The sequence below is a fragment of the Microbacterium oryzae genome (genome assembly GCF_009735645.1).
Taxonomy (GTDB): Bacteria; Actinomycetota; Actinomycetes; order Actinomycetales; family Microbacteriaceae; genus Microbacterium; species Microbacterium oryzae.
The window spans coordinates 2,010,478-2,026,898 of record NZ_CP032550.1 but is presented as its reverse complement, the minus strand read 5'-3'; the positions used below and the strand labels follow the sequence as shown (position 1 = coordinate 2,026,898).

Sequence of the window (16,421 nt, the reverse complement as noted above, 5' to 3'; positions counted from 1 at the left end):
CACAATGAGGTCATGGCTCGGACTTCGAGGGCACACCTTCCGCGTGCGGTGATCGCGCTCGCGAGCGCCGCGGGCGTCGTGGCGGTGTGCACGCTCGGCGCCGCGTGGGCGATGTCGCACGAGGATCCGTCCGTCGACTCGGCCACGGTGAAGACGACCCAGCGTGAGGACCCGCGCCCGGGGTCAGTGGAAGCACTGCCGGTGCCGAGCTTCGAAGTCGTCGTGGAGGAGCCCTGCGAGCGCAGCGGAGATCTCGACGACGCCGAGGCGATCTCCGAGCTCCTGTCCACGGAGACGGGGGCAGCGGAGTTCCGCCGTGCGGCAGCCGCCGGCTGCGTGGCGCTGGACGATCCGTCGACGACCTGGGCGGTTGTCAACAAGCAGCGCCCGCTGGAGCCGATCGACTACGCGCCCGACGTGCGAACGCCATCCGCCACTCGCAGCCTCGTCGGCGGGGGTCTGCGCCCCGAGGCAGCCGCCGCGCTGGATGCGCTCGCCGCCGACGCGGTCGAGGCCGGCGCAGGGGAGATCGCGCTGCAGAGCGGCTATCGCTCATACGGGACGCAGGTGAGCACGTTCGAGGGGCAGCTCGGCGCCCTGGGTGAGGAAGGTGCGGAGGCGATCTCCGCACGGCCCGGCTTCAGCGAGCATCAGCTGGGCCTCGCGGCCGACGTCGTCGCCTGCACGAGCGGGAGGTGCGGCACGATCTACGAGATCGCCGGCACACCGCAGGGCGACTGGCTCGCCGAGAACGCCTGGCGGCACGGGTGGATCGTCCGCTACGAGGAGGGGCAGACGCCGACTTCGGGATACGACCCCGAGCCGTGGCATCTGCGCTTCGTGGGCGTCGAACTGGCCCGGAGCTACCACGACGGCGGGTTCCACACCCTCGAGGATTTCTTCGGGCTCCCCGCCGCGGCCGACTACGCCGACTGATGCTGCGCATACCCGGCGCCCCGTCGCGATCAGAGCCGGCGACGCCTCGTCGTGAGGCGCACGCTGGGCAGCGGCGGGCTGGGGACCCTCTGGTTCGGCGAGTGCCCCGTGACCGCTCCGTATCGCCGGTCTCCACGCTCCCACGCCTCACGGGCTTCGGCGATCTCCTCGTGACTGCGCGCGACGAAGTTCCACCACATGACGATGTCGTCGGGGAACGGCTCGCCGCCGAGAAGGAAGACGAGCGCGCCCTGGTCTGACGCGACCTCGATCTCATCGCGCTGCACGCCCAGGTAGAGCAGGTCCTGGCCCTGCACCGCGATGTCGTCGTTCTCGTCGGCGACCACGCGGAGGTCGCCCTGCACGCGCACGATCGCGTGCTCCCAGTCCGAGCGAAGGGGCACACGCACGCGGGAGCCGGCGGGAAGGGCGATCTCGGCGCCGACGATCGGCGTGTGCATGGTGGCCGGCGAGGTGACCGAGCCGAACTCGCCGACAACGACCGTGGCCACCGCGCGATCGCCCTCCAGCGTCGGGAGCGAGAGCCGCGGAAGATCGTCGTGTCGCTCGAAGTCCGGTGCGCCGTGGCGGCGCTCCTCCGGCAGGGCGACCCACAGCTGCAGCGCATCGAGGGCGATCGCGTCGTCTCCCAACGAGTATTCCGAGTGGGAGATGCCGACGCCGGCGGTCATGATGTTGAGTGATCCGCGCCGCACGACGACATCATTGCCGAGGCTGTCGCGATGACGGATCTCGCCGACGAGCGGCCAGGTGACCGTCTGCAGCCCGATGTGCGGGTGCGGGTCCACGCGCATCACGGTCTCCTGCGGGCCGAACCGGTCCAGGAAGCACCACGCGCCCACGGTGGGGAGCTCTCGCTGAGGCAGTGAGCGCCGGACGTCCATCGCTCGGATGCCGCCGAGCGGCACCTCACGGGCGGGGAGGAGGAGCGCGCGCGGGCCGTCGCAGGTGGTCGCGCCGCCGTCGGTTTCGACGCCGGCGTCGTACCGGGTCACGACGACTGCTCTCCCGGGGTGGCCGCGTCGATCGGCGTGCCCTCGGGCCACTCGACGTTCGCGCCGGCGACCTCGTTCTCCTTGAGGTGGTCTGCGACGAATGGGCACTCCGGGACGATGACGTCGCCGCGTCGGGCGACATCAGCCAACGCGTCGGAGACCAGCGTGTTGCCGTAACCGCGTCCTCGGAACTCCGGGTCGACGACGGTGTGCGTGAAGCGCACTCGTCCCTCGCCCTGTTCGAACTCCGCGTAGCCGGCGACCTTGTCGGTCTCCGTGTCGTGCAGCTCGTATCGGTTCAGCTTGTCGTTCCTGGTGACCGTGTGGTCGCTCATGATCGGCTCCTCTCGTCGGCTCCCACGCTAAGCCCATCCGACGCGTCGAGGGCGGTGTCAGACGCTCTCCGTAGACTTGGGACATGTCCGCGCATCTGCAGAGCGGCCCTCAGGGCGATCCGTGGATGGTCGCGCGCATCCCCGACGACGACAGCTGGGTTCCGCCCGAAGAGCCGTATGACGAGGGGCCGCCCGAAGGGTGGGCGCCGGTCGAGGCGGCCGCGCCGTGGAGCGGCGGGTCCGTGCCTTCGCGGCCCACGCCATCCCGCTTCCCCTCCGCGGTCGACGCGCTCCGCACCGTCTACGGCTTCGAGTCGTTCCGGGGCGACCAGGAGGCGATCGTCGAGCAGGTCATCGCGGGCGGCGACGCGGTCGTGCTCATGCCGACCGGTGGCGGCAAGAGCGTCTGCTATCAGATTCCCGCGCTCGTGCGCGAGGGAACGGGGCTCGTCGTCTCGCCCCTCATCGCGCTCATGCACGACCAGGTCGACGCCCTGCGCGCCAACGGTGTGCGTGCGGCGTACCTCAACTCCACGCAGTCGCCCGAAGAGCGCGGTGCGGTCGAGCGCGCGTACGTCGCCGGTGAGCTCGACCTGCTTTACGTCGCACCCGAGCGGTTGAACGGCGAGCAGACGCTGCGGATGCTCGAGCGCGGCGCCCTCAGCGTCATCGCGATCGACGAGGCGCACTGCGTCAGCCAGTGGGGCCACGACTTCCGGCCGGACTACCTCGCCCTGGGCTCCCTCGCCGACCGGTTCCCCGGCGTCCCGCGAGTGGCGCTCACGGCCACGGCGACGCGCGAGACCCATCGCGAGATCACCGAGCGTCTGCGCCTCCCTGACGCGAAGCACTTCGTCGCGAGCTTCGACCGGCCGAACATCCGGTATCGGATCGAGCCGAAGACGGATGCGCGCAAGCAGCTGCTGCAGTTCATCCGCTCGCAGCCGGAGGGCTCGGCGGGCATCGTCTACGCGCTGAGCCGCAAGTCCGTCGAGCAGGTCGCGTCGTTCCTCGCGCAGCAGGGAATCGACGCCATCCCGTATCACGCCGGTCTCGACGCGCGCGTGCGGGCTGCGCACCAGTCCCGCTTCCTGCGCGACGACGGTGTGGTTGTGGTCGCGACCATCGCGTTCGGCATGGGCATCGACAAGCCCGATGTGCGCTTCGTCGCACACGTCGACCTGCCGAAGTCGGTCGAGGGGTACTACCAGGAGACCGGGCGCGCGGGGCGGGATGGCGAGCCGTCCGTCGCGTGGATGGCCTACGGTCTCGGCGACGTCGTCCAGCAGCGGCGGATGATCCAGCAGGGTGACGGCGGCCGCGCCATCCAGCAGCGGCAGTCGCAGCACCTCGACGCGATGCTCGCGCTGTGCGAGACCGTGTCGTGCCGTCGGCAGAACCTCCTCGGGTACTTCGGTCAGGAGTCCGGGCCGTGCGGCAATTGCGACACCTGCCTCGAGCCGCCGGAGGTATGGGATGGCCAGATCGCCGCGCAGAAGCTGCTCTCGACGGTCGTCCGGCTGAAGCGGGAACGGAATCAGTCCTTCGGCGCGGGGCACCTCATCGACATCCTGCGTGGGGCGTCGAGCGAACGCATGCGGAAGTTCCAGCACGACCAGCTGTCGACGTTCGGGATCGGGCAGGACCTGTCCGAGCAGGACTGGCGGAGCGTCATCCGGCAGCTTCTCGCGCAGGGGCTGCTGGCCGCGGAGGGGGAGTACGGCACACTCGCGCTGAGCGCGGCCTCGACCGGCGTGCTGCGGGGGGAGACTCCGGTGCCGCTCCGCAAGGACGTGATCGGACGCGTGGCGCGCGTTCCGCAGCGCAAGGCCAGCGCGGCCGACGCGCTCGCCGCGGAGGACCGCAGTCTCTTCGAAGCGCTCCGCGCCTGGCGTGCGGAGCAGGCTCGAGAGCAGGGCGTTCCCGCGTACATTGTGTTCGGCGACGCGACGCTGCGCGCGCTCGCCGAGCACCGGCCGGCGAACCCGGCCGACCTCGACGGCATCCCCGGCATCGGCGCGAAGAAGCGCGACGCCTACGGCGAAGCCGTGCTGGCCGTCATCGCTGGCGGCTGACGGGCGATATGTCGTCGACGGACAACGCCCCCGGCGGCCGAGACGATGCAGGCCTGTCTGGTCGGGACAAATCATCTGCGAGGGTGTTGTCGAAGGCCTAACGTGGAGGCCATCCTTCCCACCCCGTAGAAGAGGTGTGACTCATGGTCGACACAGTCGTTCGTCCCGTCCAGCCCAGCACGCGCCCGGTCGCCGCTGAGGCCGACGACGCCCGCATCGACATCTCCCGCGTCAACCGGATGCTGCTCGGCACGTGGGCGGACATCCGGCTCGAAGCCCGCGAGATGATCAAGGACTCCGCGTTCTGGCGGATCGACGGCCTCAGCCACCACGCGCACCGAGAGCGGGTGCTCGATCAGACGCAGCGTCTCGCCGATCTCGGGGCCGGAGCGCGCGCCTACCCGCTCGAGTACGGCGGGCGCAACACCAACGGCGGCAACCTCGCCGGCTTCGAGGAGCTGGTCCTGGCCGACCCCAGCCTGCAGATCAAGTCGGGCGTGCAGTGGGGCCTCTTCGGCAGTGCCGTCCTGCAGCTGGGCACCAAGACGCACCACGACCGGTGGCTGCGCGACATCATGAGCCTGAAGATCCCGGGCGCCTTCGCGATGACCGAGACCGGGCACGGCTCGGACGTCCAGTCGATCGGCACGACGGCGACCTACGACCCCGAGACGGAGGAGTTCGTCATCCACACGCCGTTCCGCGGGGCGTGGAAGGAGTATCTGGGCAACGCCGCCGTGCACGGCAAGGCCGCGACGGTGTTCGCGCAGCTCATCTCCCGCGGCGTCGACTACGGCGTGCACTGCTTCTTCGTGCCGATCCGCGACGAGCAGGGTGTCTTCCTGCCCGGCGTCGGCGGCGAGGACGACGGTGTCAAGGGCGGGCTCAACGGCATCGACAACGGTCGGCTGCACTTCGATCACGTGCGCGTCCCGCGGGAGAACCTCCTGAACCGGTACGGCGACGTCGCGCCGGACGGCACCTACACCAGCCCGATCGAGAGCCCGGGTCGCCGCTTCTTCACGATGCTCGGCGCGCTCGTGCAGGGCAGGGTCTCGCTCGACGGCTCGGCCACGCTCGCCTCCGCCCTCGGACTGAAGATCGCGGTGACCTACGGCAACGAGCGTCGCCAGTTCGACAGCGGCAGCGGTGCGGGGGAGACGGTGCTGCTGGACTACGGCAAGCACCGTCGCCGCCTCCTGCCGCTCCTCGCCACCACGTACGCGCAGGCGTTCGCGCACGACGAGCTGCTGGTGAAGTTCGACGGCGTCTTCAGCGGGGAGGCCGACACCGACGAGAACCGGCAGGACCTCGAGACGCTCGCGGCGGCGCTGAAGCCCCTGTCGACATGGCACGCGCTCGCGACCCTCCAGGAATGCCGCGAGGCGTGCGGCGGTGCGGGCTACATGGCAGAGAACCGCCTCGTCACGCTTCATCAGGACCTCGACGTCTTCACGACGTTCGAGGGCGACAACAACGTCCTGCTGCAGCTCGTCGGCAAGCGCCTTCTCACCGACTACGGCGCGCAGTTCAAGGGCAAGGACGCGCGCGCCCTCGCCCGCTACGCCGTCGGCGAGACCGCGGGCAAGATCTTCCACGGCGCGGGGCTCCGTCGTCTCGGCCAGGCCATGGCCGACCTGGGATCCACCGCCCGCTCCGTCGAGCTGGGTCTGCGCGCCGACGACCAGCAGCAGCTGCTCACCGACCGCGTGCAGCGCATGGTCGCAGACGTCGCGGGTCGACTGCGCCTGGCATCGCGGCTGACGCCCGCGCAGGCGAGCGACCTCTTCAACGAGAACCAGGTCGAGCTGCTCGAGGCTGCGCGCGCCCACGGCGAGCTCCTGCAGTGGGAGGCCTTCACGGACGCCCTCGGTCAGGTCGACGACGACGGCACGCGGCAGGTGCTCACCTGGCTGCGCGACCTCTTCGGCCTCAGCCTCATCGAGAAGCACCTCGCCTGGTACCTGCTGCACGGGCGCCTGTCCACGCAGCGCGCGGCGGCGGTCTCCCGCTACATCGACCGCCTCTGCGCGCGCCTCCGCCCGCACGCGCAGGACCTCGTCGACGCTTTCGGCCTCGCCCCCGAGCACGTCCGCGCGCCCATCGCCTCGGGTCGGGAGGGGGAGCGCCAGGAGGAGGCGGCCGCCTACTATGCGGCGCTGGCCGCGAGCGGCGACGCTCCTGTGAAGGAGAAGAAGCAGAAGCGCTGAGCGCGCGCGGCGCTCACGCCTCGGCGACGCCCGCTTCGTCGGGGTGCTTCAGATCCTCTGCCGTCGCGACGAGCTCGTCGAGGAACCGGATGATCACCTCGCGCTCCGCGGGTGCCATCGATGCCGCGACGTCGAACCGGCGCGCATGGATGCGGCCGACGGTCGCACGCGCGGCGATGCTGGTGTCCTCGCTGACCTCGATGGCCAGGCTGCGGCGATCGGTCGGGTGCGGCAGGCGCCGCACGTGGCCGCCCGCGGCCAGCCGATCCAGCAGCTTCGTGGTCGAGGCGGTGGAGATGCCGAGGTGCGCGGCGATCGAGCTGGGCGTCACGACCGCGCCGTGACGCTGAGCGGCGATCAGGTAGCGCAGCGCGCGCATGTCGGTGGTGCCGAGCTTCATGTAGCGCCGCGACGCCTCGCTCAGCTCGGCCTCGGTGTCGCGCCACCTCTTCATGGACTCGAGGACGCGGACGACCTGCATGATCTCCTCGGCCGGAAGATGGGCGCGCTGCACCAGCTCCTCGTCCGGGTCGACGACCCGCGGATCGAGCAGCGAGAACGGCTCCTCCGTCGGCGACTTGTCTTCAGGCACGGCTCGAGCTTACCCCTCATATTGAAATCAGCTACGTTGATAGCTAGCTTAGTGAAAAGATCGTGAGGAGAGACGGATGACGACTGCAGTCGAGCGCGTGGTGCTCCTCGACGACGAGGGGCGCTCGGTGGGTGCGGCGCCGAAGGCGACCGTTCACACGGAGAGCACGCCGCTCCACCTCGCCTTCTCCTGCCACGTCCTCGATCCGCGCGGGAGGGTCCTGCTCTCGCGCCGCGCGCTCTCCAAGCGAACCTGGCCGGGAACCTGGACGAACGCGTTCTGCGGCCATCCGAGCCCCTTCGAAGCCATTCCCGCCGCGCTCGAGCGGAGGGCGAAGGAGGAGCTCGGCCTCGTCCTGCGCGATGTGCGCCTGGTGCTCCCCGACTTCCGCTATCGCGCCGTGGATGCCTCGGGCATGGTCGAGAATGAGGTCTGTCCCGTCTACTTCGCGATCGCCGACGACCAGCCGGCTCCCGCGCCGGACGAGGCGATGGACGTGAGGTGGGTGGATGCGGACGATCTGGCGACGGCGCTCGACGCCGCACCGTGGGCCTTCAGCCCCTGGCTCGTGCTGCAGGCCAGGGAGCTCTCGCCCGGCGGCGCCATCAGCGGCGCCGCGTGGCGGGGAGCGGTGACATGATGACGAGCGACACCATGGCACACGACGCGCTGAGCGCGATGCTCCAGACGTTCTTCGCCGAGCGGCAGGCGCGCGCCGAGGAGCTCGGCCCGGCCTACGCCGCGCTCTGGCAGCGGATGGCCGAGGCCGTGCGAGGTGGGAAGCGACTGCGACCGCGGCTGGTCCTCACCGCGCACGCCGAGCTCGGCGGCATCGACGAGGCGGCCGCACACACCGCAGCCGCCGCCTTCGAGCTGCTGCACACGGCTCTGCTGTTCCATGACGACCTGCTCGACGGCGACCTCGTGCGGCGCGGCCGACCGAACCTCGCGGGCACGTTCGCCGCCGAGGCGATGGATGCGGGCGCGAGCGCCGATGCCGCGACGGCCTGGGGCCAGGCATCCGGACTGCTCGCGGGGGACCTGCTGCTGAGCGCCGTCCACGCGCTCGTCGCCCGGATCGAGAGCCCGGCCCGCGTGGCCGTGCACGAGATCATCGACGACTGCCTCTTCCTCACCTCGGCGGGGGAGCACGCCGACATCGGATTCGCGCACGGCACGATGCCCGCCGACGCCGCCGACATCGTCCGCATGATGGAGCAGAAGACAGCCAGCTACTCCTTCGCGGCTCCGCTGCGGGCAGGCGCCGCGCTCGCCGGAGCCGGTCCGCTCGTCGACGCCTCCCTGCAGCGCATCGGCACGCAGATGGGGTTCCTCTACCAGCTGCGAGACGACGTGCTCGGCGTCTTCGGCGTCGAGGCCCGCACGGGCAAGACCGCCCTCGGCGATCTGCGCGAAGGCAAGCGCACGCTGCTCATCGCGTTCGCCGAGGACCAGGCGGCCTGGCGCGAGGTCCGCCACCTCTTCGGCCGGCGGTCGCTGGAGGAGGAGGGGGCCGCCCTGCTGCGCAGCGCGCTCGTCGCGAGCGGCGCTGCGGCCGAGATCGAGCGCGTCATCGCCGAGCAGTGCGCGATCACGCGTGCGGAGATCGCCGAGGCGCCGCTTCCCGATGGCCTGCGCGAGGAGCTCGACGCCCTCGCCGTCCGCTGCGCGGAGCGCGACGCATGAGCGGCCTCGATCTCTACACGCGCACCGCACGGGCGGCGGCGGCCCGGGTCATCTCCGCCTACTCGACGTCGTTCGGCCTCTCCAGCCGGCTCCTGCCATCCGAGGTGCGCGCCTGCATCTCCGACGTGTACGCGCTGGTGCGCGTGGCCGACGAGATCGTCGACGGCCCGGCCGCGGAGGCCGGGCTCGACGCGCGGGAGAAGCGCACCGTGCTCGATGCCCTCGAGGAGGAGACGCTGCGGGCGATGTCGTCGGGCTTCAGCGCCAACCTCGTCGTGCACGCGTTCGCGCACACCGCGCGGCGCACCGGAATCGGCGATGACCTCGTCCGCGCGTTCTTCGCCTCGATGCGGATGGACGCGGACGGCGTGGAGATCGCCGACGACGCGACGTACCGGCGGTACATCCACGGCTCGGCGGAGGTCGTCGGGTCGATGTGCCTGCGCGGGTTCGCCCAGGAGGACCCCCGGCTCGTGATCGACGAGGCGATGGAGGAGGGCGCTCGACGCCTCGGCGCGGCGTTCCAGAAGGTGAACTTCCTCCGCGATCTCGCCGAGGACTGCGATGGGCTGGGGCGCTCGTACTTTCCCGGCGTCGACCCGCACGCCTTCACCGAGGCCGACAAGCTCCGCATCGTGGCGGAGATCGACGACGACCTCGCCGTCGCCCGCGCCGCGATCGCGCGCCTTCCGCCCGCCTCCCGGCGCGCGACGACCGCGGCGGCCGACCTGTTCGGCCGTCTCAACGACCTGCTGCGCGCGGCGCCCGCCGAGGAGCTCCTCGTGCGGCGCGTGTCGGTTCCGACGAGCGAGAAGCTCCGGGTGATCGCCGCTGCCATCGTGCGCGGCACGAGAGAGGGAGCGGCATGACCGCACGACGGGTGATCGTCATCGGCGGCGGCATCTCGGGGCTCGCCACGGCGGCGCTCCTCGCACGCGACGGCGCCGACGTCACGCTCCTCGAGGCGCGCGACGAGCTCGGCGGGCGCGCGGGCCGGTGGAGCGCCGACGGCTTCGTCTTCGACACGGGCCCCTCGTGGTACCTGATGCCCGAGGTCTTCGACCACTTCTTCCGGCTGCTCGGCACGTCCGCCGCCGAGCAGCTCGATCTGGTGCCGCTCGATCCCGCCTACCGGGTGTACTTCGAGGGCGACGACGAGCCGTTCGATCTCCCGGCCGAGGGCGCGCGCGAGGCGCTGCAGGCGCTGGACCCCGCCTCCGCCGACCGGATCGACGCCTACCTCGCCTCGGCCGAGGAGACGTACGGGCTGGCCACCGCGAAGTTCCTCTACAGCACGTTCGAGTCGATGCGCCCGCTGCTCGACTCGTCGACGCTGTCGCGGCTGCCGCGGCTCGCGCGCCTGCTCGCCGAGCCGATGGAGCGCTTCATCGCCCGTCACGCCGCCGACCCGCGGCTGCGGCAGGTGCTCGGGTACCCCGCGGTCTTCCTCGGCACCTCGCCCTCTCGCGCCCCCGCGATGTACCACCTGATGAGCCACCTCGACGTGGGGCAGGGGGTGCTGTACCCGCGAGGCGGATTCAGCGCGGTCATCGACGCGATCGCCCGCCTCGCCGCCGAGAACGGGGTCGAGCTGCGCACGGGTGCTCCCGTCAGCCGCATCCTCGTCAAGGATGGCGCCGCCTGCGGAGTCGAGATCGAAGGCGCGGACGGCGCGCGCGAGCAGCTCCTCGCCGACACCGTCGTCTCGTCGGCCGACCTGCATGTGACCGAGCGTCTGCTCCCCTCGGCGAGCCGTTCGCGCAGCGCCGCCTGGTGGGATCGGCGCGACCCGGGCCCCGGAGCCGTGCTCGCCCTGCTCGGCGTGCGCGGCGAGCTGCCCGAGCTCGCGCACCACACGCTGTTCTTCACGCGCGACTGGGACCGCGGCTTCGACGCCATCCACGGCCGCGAGCCGTCGATCCCCGATCCCGCATCGCTGTACGTGTGCCGTCCGAGTGCGACCGACGATGCGGTCGCCCCGGAGGGTCACGAGAACCTCTTCGTGCTCGTGCCGGTTCCCGCCGACACCGGCATCGGCTTCGGCGGGGTGGATGGCGCGGGTGACGCGGCCGTGGAGCGCACGGTGGACGCGGCCATCGCCGAGATCGCGGCGTGGGCGGGGGTTCCCGACCTCGCCGAGCGGATCGTCGTGCGCCGCAGCATCGGACCGGCGGACTTCGAGCGCGACTTCGGCGCGTGGCGGGGCGGGGCGCTCGGCCCCGCGCACACCCTCCGTCAGAGTGCGTTCCTGCGCGGGTCCAACGTCTCCTTCCGAGTCGACGGCCTCCTCTACGCCGGCGCCACGACCATCCCCGGAATCGGCCTGCCGATGTGCCTCATCAGCGCGGAGCTCGTGCTGAAGCGGCTGCGGGGCGACGTCTCCGCTGGACCGCTGCCGGAGCCGCAGTCGGAGCCGGTGTGAGCCTCGTCTATCTCGCCGCGCTCCTCGTCTCGTTCGCCTGCGTGCTCGTCGTCGACCGGCGCTTCCGCCTGTTCCTCTGGCGCGCCCCGCGCACGGCGCTCGCCGTGCTGGCGGTCGGCCTCGTCTTCTTCCTCGCGTGGGACGCGGCGGGGATCGCGCTGGGCGTGTTCTTCCGCGCCGAGACGACGTTCATGACGGGCATCGTCCTCGCGCCGGAGCTGCCGCTCGAGGAGCCGGTGTTCCTGCTCTTCCTGTGCGAGCTCACCATGGTGCTCTTCTGCGGCGCCGAGCGTCTGCTGGCCCGCCGCGCGGAGAGGACGCACTCGTGACGTACGCGCTGCTGTGCGCGGTGTTCCTCGGCGTCGCGGTCGTGGCCGCCACCGGCCTGACCGTCGCGCGGCGACAGGGGAGCCGACAGGGTGCGCGGCGGAACGTCGCGCTCGCCGCGGTGCTCGCGTCGGCGGCGCTCCTCGTGCTGACGGCGGTGTTCGACAACGTCATGATCGCGGCGGGGCTGTTCGCCTACTCGGATGGCCATATCTCCGGCCTGCGGATCGGGGCCGCCCCGGTCGAGGACTTCACCTATCCACTGGCCGCGGCCATCCTGCTGCCCGCCCTCTGGCTCTTCCTCCGGAGGCGACATGATTCGTGAGCTCTTCCTCTCCTCGCGCCCGCTGAGCTGGATCAACACGGCGTTCCCGTTCGCCGCGGCGTACCTGCTCGCCACGCGCGAGGTCGACGTCGCGCTCGTCGTCGGCACGCTGTTCTTCCTCGTGCCCTACAACCTGGCCATGTACGGCGTGAACGACGTCTTCGACTACGCGTCCGACCTCGCCAACCCGCGGAAGGGCGGCGTCGAGGGCGCGCTCCTCGAGCCCGCGCACCATCGCACGGTGCTCCTCACGGCAGCGCTCTCGTGCCTGCCGTTCGTCGTGGCGCTGGTGATCTTCGGGTCGCCCGCGTCCTGGGCGGTTCTCGCCGTGAGCCTGTTCGCCGTCGTCGCGTACTCGGCGCCGCCGTTCCGGTTCAAAGAGGTGCCGTTCCTCGACTCGCTGACCTCGAGCATCCACTTCACGAGCCCCGCGCTCTACGGGCTCGTGCTCGGCGGCGGCGACCTCGACCGCGGTGCGCTGACCGTGCTCGCCGCGTTCCTGCTGTGGGGGATGGCCAGCCACGCGTTCGGCGCGGTGCAGGACGTCGTCCCCGACCGCGAGGGCGGCATCGCCTCCATCGCCACCGTGCTCGGCGCCGCCCGCACCACGTGGTTCGCGCTCGCAGCCTGGTTCGCAGCGGGGGTGCTTATGCTGACAACGGGGTCTCCCGGAGCATGGGCGGCGCTGCTGGCGCTGCCCTATCTGTGGGCCGCCGCGCCGTTCGCCCGTGTGTCCGACGCGGACTCCGCTCGCGCGAACCGCGGGTGGCGCCACTTCCTCTGGATCAACTACGCCGCCGGCTTCGTCGTCACGATGATCCTCATCGTGTTCGCGATGCAGACCGCCTGACCATCCGCCCATGACCGACAGGAGAACTGCCATGACCACGGCCTCCACCGTCCCGTACGCGTCGCCCGCCTCGGCGGACGGCGCACCGTTCGTCTCGACGCCCCAGCGATACGACGCCATTCTCCTCGCCGGGTTCGGCGGTCCGGAGGGGCAGGACGACGTCATCCCGTTCCTGCGCAACGTCACGCGCGGGCGCGGCATCCCCGACGAGCGGCTCGAGGAGGTCGCGCACCACTACCGGCACTTCGGCGGCGTGAGCCCGATCAACGCGCAGAACCGTGCGCTGAAGGCGGCGCTCGAGGCGGAGATCGCGCGGCGCGGTCTCGACCTGCCCGTCTACTGGGGCAACCGCAACTGGGCTCCGTACCTGGGCGATGTCGTGAAGGAGGCCGCCCAGGACGGGCGCACCCGCCTCCTCGCCGTGGCGACGAGCGCCTACAGCTCGTTCTCGAGCTGCCGCCAGTACCGCGAGGACTTCGCCCGCGTGCTCGAGGAGACCGCCCTCGGCGGCGAGGTGACGATCGACAAGGTGCGTCAGTTCTTCGACCACCCGGGCTTCGTCGACGCGTTCGTCGACGGCGTCGTCGACGCCGTCCGCGGGTTCTTCGCGGATGGCGTCGCGCCGCAGGCGGTGAAGGTGCTGTTCACGACGCACAGCATCCCCGTCGACGACGCGCTCCGCTCGGGACCCCGCGACATCGACTTCGGTCCCGGCGGTGCGTACGAGGCGCAGCACCGGGCCGTGGCCGAGGTCGTCATGGCGAAGGTGGGAGAGGTCCTGCCCGAGGCCGCCGACATCTCCTGGGAGCTCGTGTTCCAGTCGCGGTCGGGCCCCGCGTCGCAGCCGTGGCTCGAGCCCGACATCTGCGACCGCATCGCGGAGCTGCCCGCCGAGAGCGCCGAGGCCGTGGCGATCGTGCCGGTCGGCTTCCTCAGCGACCACATGGAGGTCATGTGGGATCTCGATGAGGAGGCGCTGGAGGCCGCCGAGGAGGCGGGTCTCAAGGCCGTGCGCACGCCCACGCCGGGCGCGGACCCGCGCTTCGTGGCGGGCGTCGTCGACCTCGTCGAGGAGCGGATGGCAGCCACCCCGCGGGAGGAGCGCCCGAGCCTCACGAAGCTCGGCCCCTGGTACGACGTGTGCCGCCCCGGCTGCTGCGAGAACGTGCGCGCGGGCTTCAAGCCCGCCGCGGCAGGCGTCGCACCGTGATGTGCTCCCACCCCGCGCCGATTCCGGCGCGGGGTGGGAACCTCCGCCCTCGGCACGGCAGAATGGAGCGGGGAGGATGAGCATGAGTCACTCGGAGATCGCCGGCACGGAGATCCACCAGGCAGCGGAGTGCCCGACCTGCTTCGTCGAGCTGCAGCGCGACGGCGGCTGGTGGCAGGCGCGGCCGGCCGGATCCCGGCTCGTGGGCCTCGTCGTGCAGCGCGACGACATGCCGTCGGTCATCCAGCAGCGCGAGGACCTCACGCGCTTCGGCGTGCCGATCGACGGCTTCCGGCACCCGGCTCCGGACATTCTCGAGTCGTGGGAGGAGCGGCTGCACCGGCTGTTCTCACGGCTGAAGGGCGGCGATGTGCTCGTCGTCGCGAGCGTGCACGCCCTCGGGCGCGATGCCGCGGAGGAGGTCCGCACGATCGCGGAGCTCAGTCGTCGCGGCGTCGTCGTGAAGGTGCTCGACCACGGTCAGAAGCACCTCCACGACGCCTGAGCTCGCGCATCCCAGACGTCGAGCGAGCGAGACGCCTCGCTCCGCTCCGGCTCAGATGAGCGACAGCTCCTTGAGCTTCGCCTCGACGTCGGCGTTCGACGGCTCGACGTGGTGGGTGGCATCCGGGTAGACCACGACGGGGATGTTCGTGCGGCCGGAGATGTCCTTCGCGACCTGCGCGGCCGAGGGGTCGGCCTCGAGGTCGACGTACGTGTAGGCGATGCCGAGGCCGTCGAGCTGCGCCTTCGTGCGGCGGCAGTCGCGGCACCACTCGGCGCCGAACATGGTGATCTCGTTGCTCGCGGGAGTCGTCATGCCTTCCAGGTTACGCGCGCGGCGGCGGGCGGGCGCTGAGAGCCCGCCCGCCGCCGCGTGCGGTCAGGCCTTCGCGGCGTCCACCACCACGACGGCCCACGACAGCGGAGGCAGCGTCGCCCGCAGCGTGCCCTCGTCGAAGCCGACCTCGCGCAGCGGCACGAGCCCGACGCGGTCCTGGTCGCCCTCGACGTTCGCCGTGGCGCGGTCGCCTCCCTCGGGCGTGGTGAGCACCTCGGCCGAGCGGATGGCCGTGGCCGAGAGTCCGCGGAGGTCCACCGTCACCTCGCCGGACTCCTCGAGCGAGCGGTTGGCGAGGAACAGCGCGACGGTCCCGTCGGCTTCGTCCCACGTGGCGGCGGCGTCGACCGCATCGACGTCGCCGAACTTGCGCGTGGGGATCTGCGACGACTCGACCGCGAGCCGCAGGATCCGGCCCTTGGCGAGCTGGGCCATCCGGGCGAACGGCCAGAAGATCGACTGACGCCAGGCGGGGCCGCCCTCCTCCGAGCGGATGGGCGCGATCACGTTGACGAGCTGCGCCTGGTTCGCGATGCGGACGCGGTCGCCGTGCCGGAGCAGGCTGTGGAGGAGCGTGCCGACGACGACGGCGTCGGTGACGTCGTAGGTGTCCTCGATGAGGCGCGGGTGCTCGCGCCAGCCCGCCGCGGCGATCTCGCGGGCCTCGATCTCGTTGTAGCGGGTCTGGTCCCACACGTTCCACTCGTCGAACGAGATGTCGATCTGCTTGCGGTGCTTGCCGGCGGCCTTCACGCCGTCGATCGTGGCGACGACCCCGTCGATGAACGCGTCCATGTCGACGCCCTCGGCGAGGAATGACGCGGCATCGCCGTCGTGCTCCTGGTAGTACGCGTGCATGGAGATGTAGTCGACCTCCTCGTACGCGTGCGTGAGCACGGTGTGCTCCCACGATCCGAAGGTGGGCATCTCCCTGCTGGACGAGCCGACGGCGACGAGCTCGATGGTGGGGTCGACCAGGCGCATGGCCTTCGCGGTCTCCTGCGCGAGCCGGCCGTACTCGTCTGCGGTCTTGTGTCCGATCTGCCAGGGGCCATCCAGCTCGTTGCCCAGGCACCAGAGGCGGATGTCGAACGGATCGGCCGCACCGTTCTTGCGGCGCAGGTCCGACCAGTACGTGCCGCCGGGGTGGTTCGCGTACTCGACGAGCGCGCGGGCCTCCTCGACGCCGCGGGTGCCGAGGTTCACGGCCTCCATGATCTCGACGTCGGCCTCCTTGGCCCAGTCGACGAACTCGTGCAGGCCGAACGCGTTCGTCTCGACCGTGTGCCAGGCCCCGTCGAGGCGGCGCGGCCGGTTCTCGACCGGCCCCACGCCGTCCTCCCAGAGGTAGCCGGAGACGAAGTTGCCGCCGGGGTAGCGGATGACGGTGGGCCCGAGCTCCTTCACGAGCTGCAGCACGTCGCGTCGGAAGCCGCGCTCGTCGGCCTGCGGGTGCCCCGGCTCGTAGATGCCGGTGTACACGCACCGGCCCATGTGCTCCACGAACGAGCCGAAGAGCCGTCGCGGGACGTCGGCGATCGTGAAGTCGCGGTCGATGGTGATGCGGGCGCTGGTCATGGTTCTCCTGTTCTGCGT

General features: G+C 71.3%; 17 protein-coding genes. 12 read left to right on the top strand and 5 right to left on the bottom strand.

Going from position 1 to position 16,421, the window contains the following annotated elements; translation table 11 throughout:
- Positions 1-12 precede the first annotated feature (12 nt).
- On the top strand, positions 13-936 hold the full coding sequence (locus tag D7D94_RS09465) for a M15 family metallopeptidase (RefSeq protein WP_156242366.1): 924 nt from the start codon (positions 13-15) through the stop codon (positions 934-936).
- A 29-nt stretch (positions 937-965) separates the two neighbouring features.
- Here D7D94_RS09465 and D7D94_RS09460 read toward each other — a convergent pair whose 3' ends face one another.
- Together D7D94_RS09460 and D7D94_RS09455 are read right to left on the bottom strand one after the other, a co-directional pair.
- Positions 966-1,952, bottom strand: a complete 987-nt coding sequence (locus D7D94_RS09460; protein WP_246171754.1) for a pirin family protein — start codon at positions 1,950-1,952, stop codon at positions 966-968.
- Positions 1,949-2,287 carry a GNAT family N-acetyltransferase gene (locus D7D94_RS09455; RefSeq protein ID WP_156242365.1) on the bottom strand — a complete coding sequence of 113 codons (339 nt, stop codon included), beginning with the start codon at positions 2,285-2,287 and terminating at the stop codon, positions 1,949-1,951. Before D7D94_RS09455 ends, D7D94_RS09460 begins: the two co-directional genes overlap by 4 nt.
- A gap of 83 nt (positions 2,288-2,370) precedes the next feature.
- Here D7D94_RS09455 and recQ point away from each other — a divergent pair, with 83 nt between their 5' ends.
- Positions 2,371-4,362: a DNA helicase RecQ gene (gene recQ / locus D7D94_RS09450; protein WP_156242364.1), complete on the top strand. Its 1,992-nt coding sequence runs from the start codon at positions 2,371-2,373 to the stop codon at positions 4,360-4,362.
- A gap of 143 nt (positions 4,363-4,505) precedes the next feature.
- Entirely contained in the window at positions 4,506-6,572 is a 2,067-nt protein-coding gene (locus D7D94_RS09445) for an acyl-CoA dehydrogenase family protein (protein WP_156242363.1), read from the top strand.
- Positions 6,573-6,585: 13 nt separating this feature from the next.
- Here the strand turns inward: D7D94_RS09445 and D7D94_RS09440 are convergent, their stop codons facing one another.
- Positions 6,586-7,164 (bottom strand): MarR family winged helix-turn-helix transcriptional regulator, encoded by a 579-nt coding sequence (locus D7D94_RS09440; RefSeq protein WP_246171753.1) that lies wholly within the window; start codon positions 7,162-7,164, stop codon positions 6,586-6,588.
- 76 nt (positions 7,165-7,240) lie between these two features.
- Here D7D94_RS09440 and idi point away from each other — a divergent pair, with 76 nt between their 5' ends.
- From idi to D7D94_RS09395, 9 genes are all read left to right on the top strand, one after another.
- The gene (idi, locus tag D7D94_RS09435) at positions 7,241-7,804 is read left to right on the top strand and encodes an isopentenyl-diphosphate Delta-isomerase (protein ID WP_156242362.1); all 564 of its coding nucleotides are present in this window, start codon (positions 7,241-7,243) and stop codon (positions 7,802-7,804) included.
- A gap of 14 nt (positions 7,805-7,818) precedes the next feature.
- Complete coding sequence (locus D7D94_RS09430; RefSeq protein ID WP_173024279.1) at positions 7,819-8,850, top strand: polyprenyl synthetase family protein; 1,032 nt, start codon at positions 7,819-7,821, stop codon at positions 8,848-8,850.
- Entirely contained in the window at positions 8,847-9,719 is an 873-nt protein-coding gene (locus tag D7D94_RS09425; protein WP_156242360.1) for a phytoene/squalene synthase family protein, read from the top strand. Before D7D94_RS09430 ends, D7D94_RS09425 begins: the two co-directional genes overlap by 4 nt.
- The gene (gene crtI, locus D7D94_RS09420; protein ID WP_156242359.1) at positions 9,716-11,272 is read left to right on the top strand and encodes a phytoene desaturase family protein; all 1,557 of its coding nucleotides are present in this window, start codon (positions 9,716-9,718) and stop codon (positions 11,270-11,272) included. The genes D7D94_RS09425 and crtI overlap by 4 nt, the downstream gene beginning before the upstream one ends.
- Positions 11,269-11,601, top strand: coding sequence for a lycopene cyclase domain-containing protein (locus D7D94_RS09415; RefSeq protein WP_156242358.1), 333 nt, complete (start codon positions 11,269-11,271; stop codon positions 11,599-11,601). The genes crtI and D7D94_RS09415 overlap by 4 nt, the downstream gene beginning before the upstream one ends.
- Entirely contained in the window at positions 11,598-11,924 is a 327-nt protein-coding gene (locus tag D7D94_RS09410; RefSeq protein ID WP_156242357.1) for a lycopene cyclase domain-containing protein, read from the top strand. The genes D7D94_RS09415 and D7D94_RS09410 overlap by 4 nt, the downstream gene beginning before the upstream one ends.
- Positions 11,914-12,774: a prenyltransferase gene (locus D7D94_RS09405; protein ID WP_156242356.1), complete on the top strand. Its 861-nt coding sequence runs from the start codon at positions 11,914-11,916 to the stop codon at positions 12,772-12,774. Before D7D94_RS09410 ends, D7D94_RS09405 begins: the two co-directional genes overlap by 11 nt.
- A 31-nt stretch (positions 12,775-12,805) precedes the next feature.
- Entirely contained in the window at positions 12,806-13,984 is a 1,179-nt protein-coding gene (locus D7D94_RS09400; RefSeq protein ID WP_246171752.1) for a ferrochelatase, read from the top strand.
- A gap of 82 nt (positions 13,985-14,066) precedes the next feature.
- On the top strand, positions 14,067-14,489 hold the full coding sequence (locus D7D94_RS09395; RefSeq protein WP_425486969.1) for a recombinase family protein: 423 nt from the start codon (positions 14,067-14,069) through the stop codon (positions 14,487-14,489).
- A 51-nt stretch (positions 14,490-14,540) separates the two neighbouring features.
- Here the strand turns inward: D7D94_RS09395 and D7D94_RS09390 are convergent, their stop codons facing one another.
- The gene (locus tag D7D94_RS09390; RefSeq protein WP_156242353.1) at positions 14,541-14,804 is read right to left on the bottom strand and encodes a glutaredoxin family protein; all 264 of its coding nucleotides are present in this window, start codon (positions 14,802-14,804) and stop codon (positions 14,541-14,543) included.
- 63 nt (positions 14,805-14,867) lie between these two features.
- Positions 14,868-16,403, bottom strand: coding sequence for an arabinosylfuranosidase ArfA (gene arfA / locus D7D94_RS09385; RefSeq protein WP_156242352.1), 1,536 nt, complete (start codon positions 16,401-16,403; stop codon positions 14,868-14,870).
- Between the last annotated feature and the right edge of the window lie 18 nt (positions 16,404-16,421).

Coding starts and splice junctions, on each gene's coding strand:
- D7D94_RS09465 (WP_156242366.1), top strand. CDS start 13: ATGGCTCGGACTTCGAGGGCACACCTTCCGCGTGCGGTGATCGCGCTC.
- D7D94_RS09455 (WP_156242365.1), bottom strand. CDS start 2,287: ATGAGCGACCACACGGTCACCAGGAACGACAAGCTGAACCGATACGAG.
- recQ (WP_156242364.1), top strand. CDS start 2,371: ATGTCCGCGCATCTGCAGAGCGGCCCTCAGGGCGATCCGTGGATGGTC.
- D7D94_RS09445 (WP_156242363.1), top strand. CDS start 4,506: ATGGTCGACACAGTCGTTCGTCCCGTCCAGCCCAGCACGCGCCCGGTC.
- idi (WP_156242362.1), top strand. CDS start 7,241: ATGACGACTGCAGTCGAGCGCGTGGTGCTCCTCGACGACGAGGGGCGC.
- D7D94_RS09430 (WP_173024279.1), top strand. CDS start 7,819: ATGGCACACGACGCGCTGAGCGCGATGCTCCAGACGTTCTTCGCCGAG.
- D7D94_RS09425 (WP_156242360.1), top strand. CDS start 8,847: ATGAGCGGCCTCGATCTCTACACGCGCACCGCACGGGCGGCGGCGGCC.
- crtI (WP_156242359.1), top strand. CDS start 9,716: ATGACCGCACGACGGGTGATCGTCATCGGCGGCGGCATCTCGGGGCTC.
- D7D94_RS09405 (WP_156242356.1), top strand. CDS start 11,914: ATGATTCGTGAGCTCTTCCTCTCCTCGCGCCCGCTGAGCTGGATCAAC.
- D7D94_RS09400 (WP_246171752.1), top strand. CDS start 12,806: ATGACCACGGCCTCCACCGTCCCGTACGCGTCGCCCGCCTCGGCGGAC.
- D7D94_RS09395 (WP_425486969.1), top strand. CDS start 14,067: ATGAGTCACTCGGAGATCGCCGGCACGGAGATCCACCAGGCAGCGGAG.
- D7D94_RS09390 (WP_156242353.1), bottom strand. CDS start 14,804: ATGACGACTCCCGCGAGCAACGAGATCACCATGTTCGGCGCCGAGTGG.
- arfA (WP_156242352.1), bottom strand. CDS start 16,403: ATGACCAGCGCCCGCATCACCATCGACCGCGACTTCACGATCGCCGAC.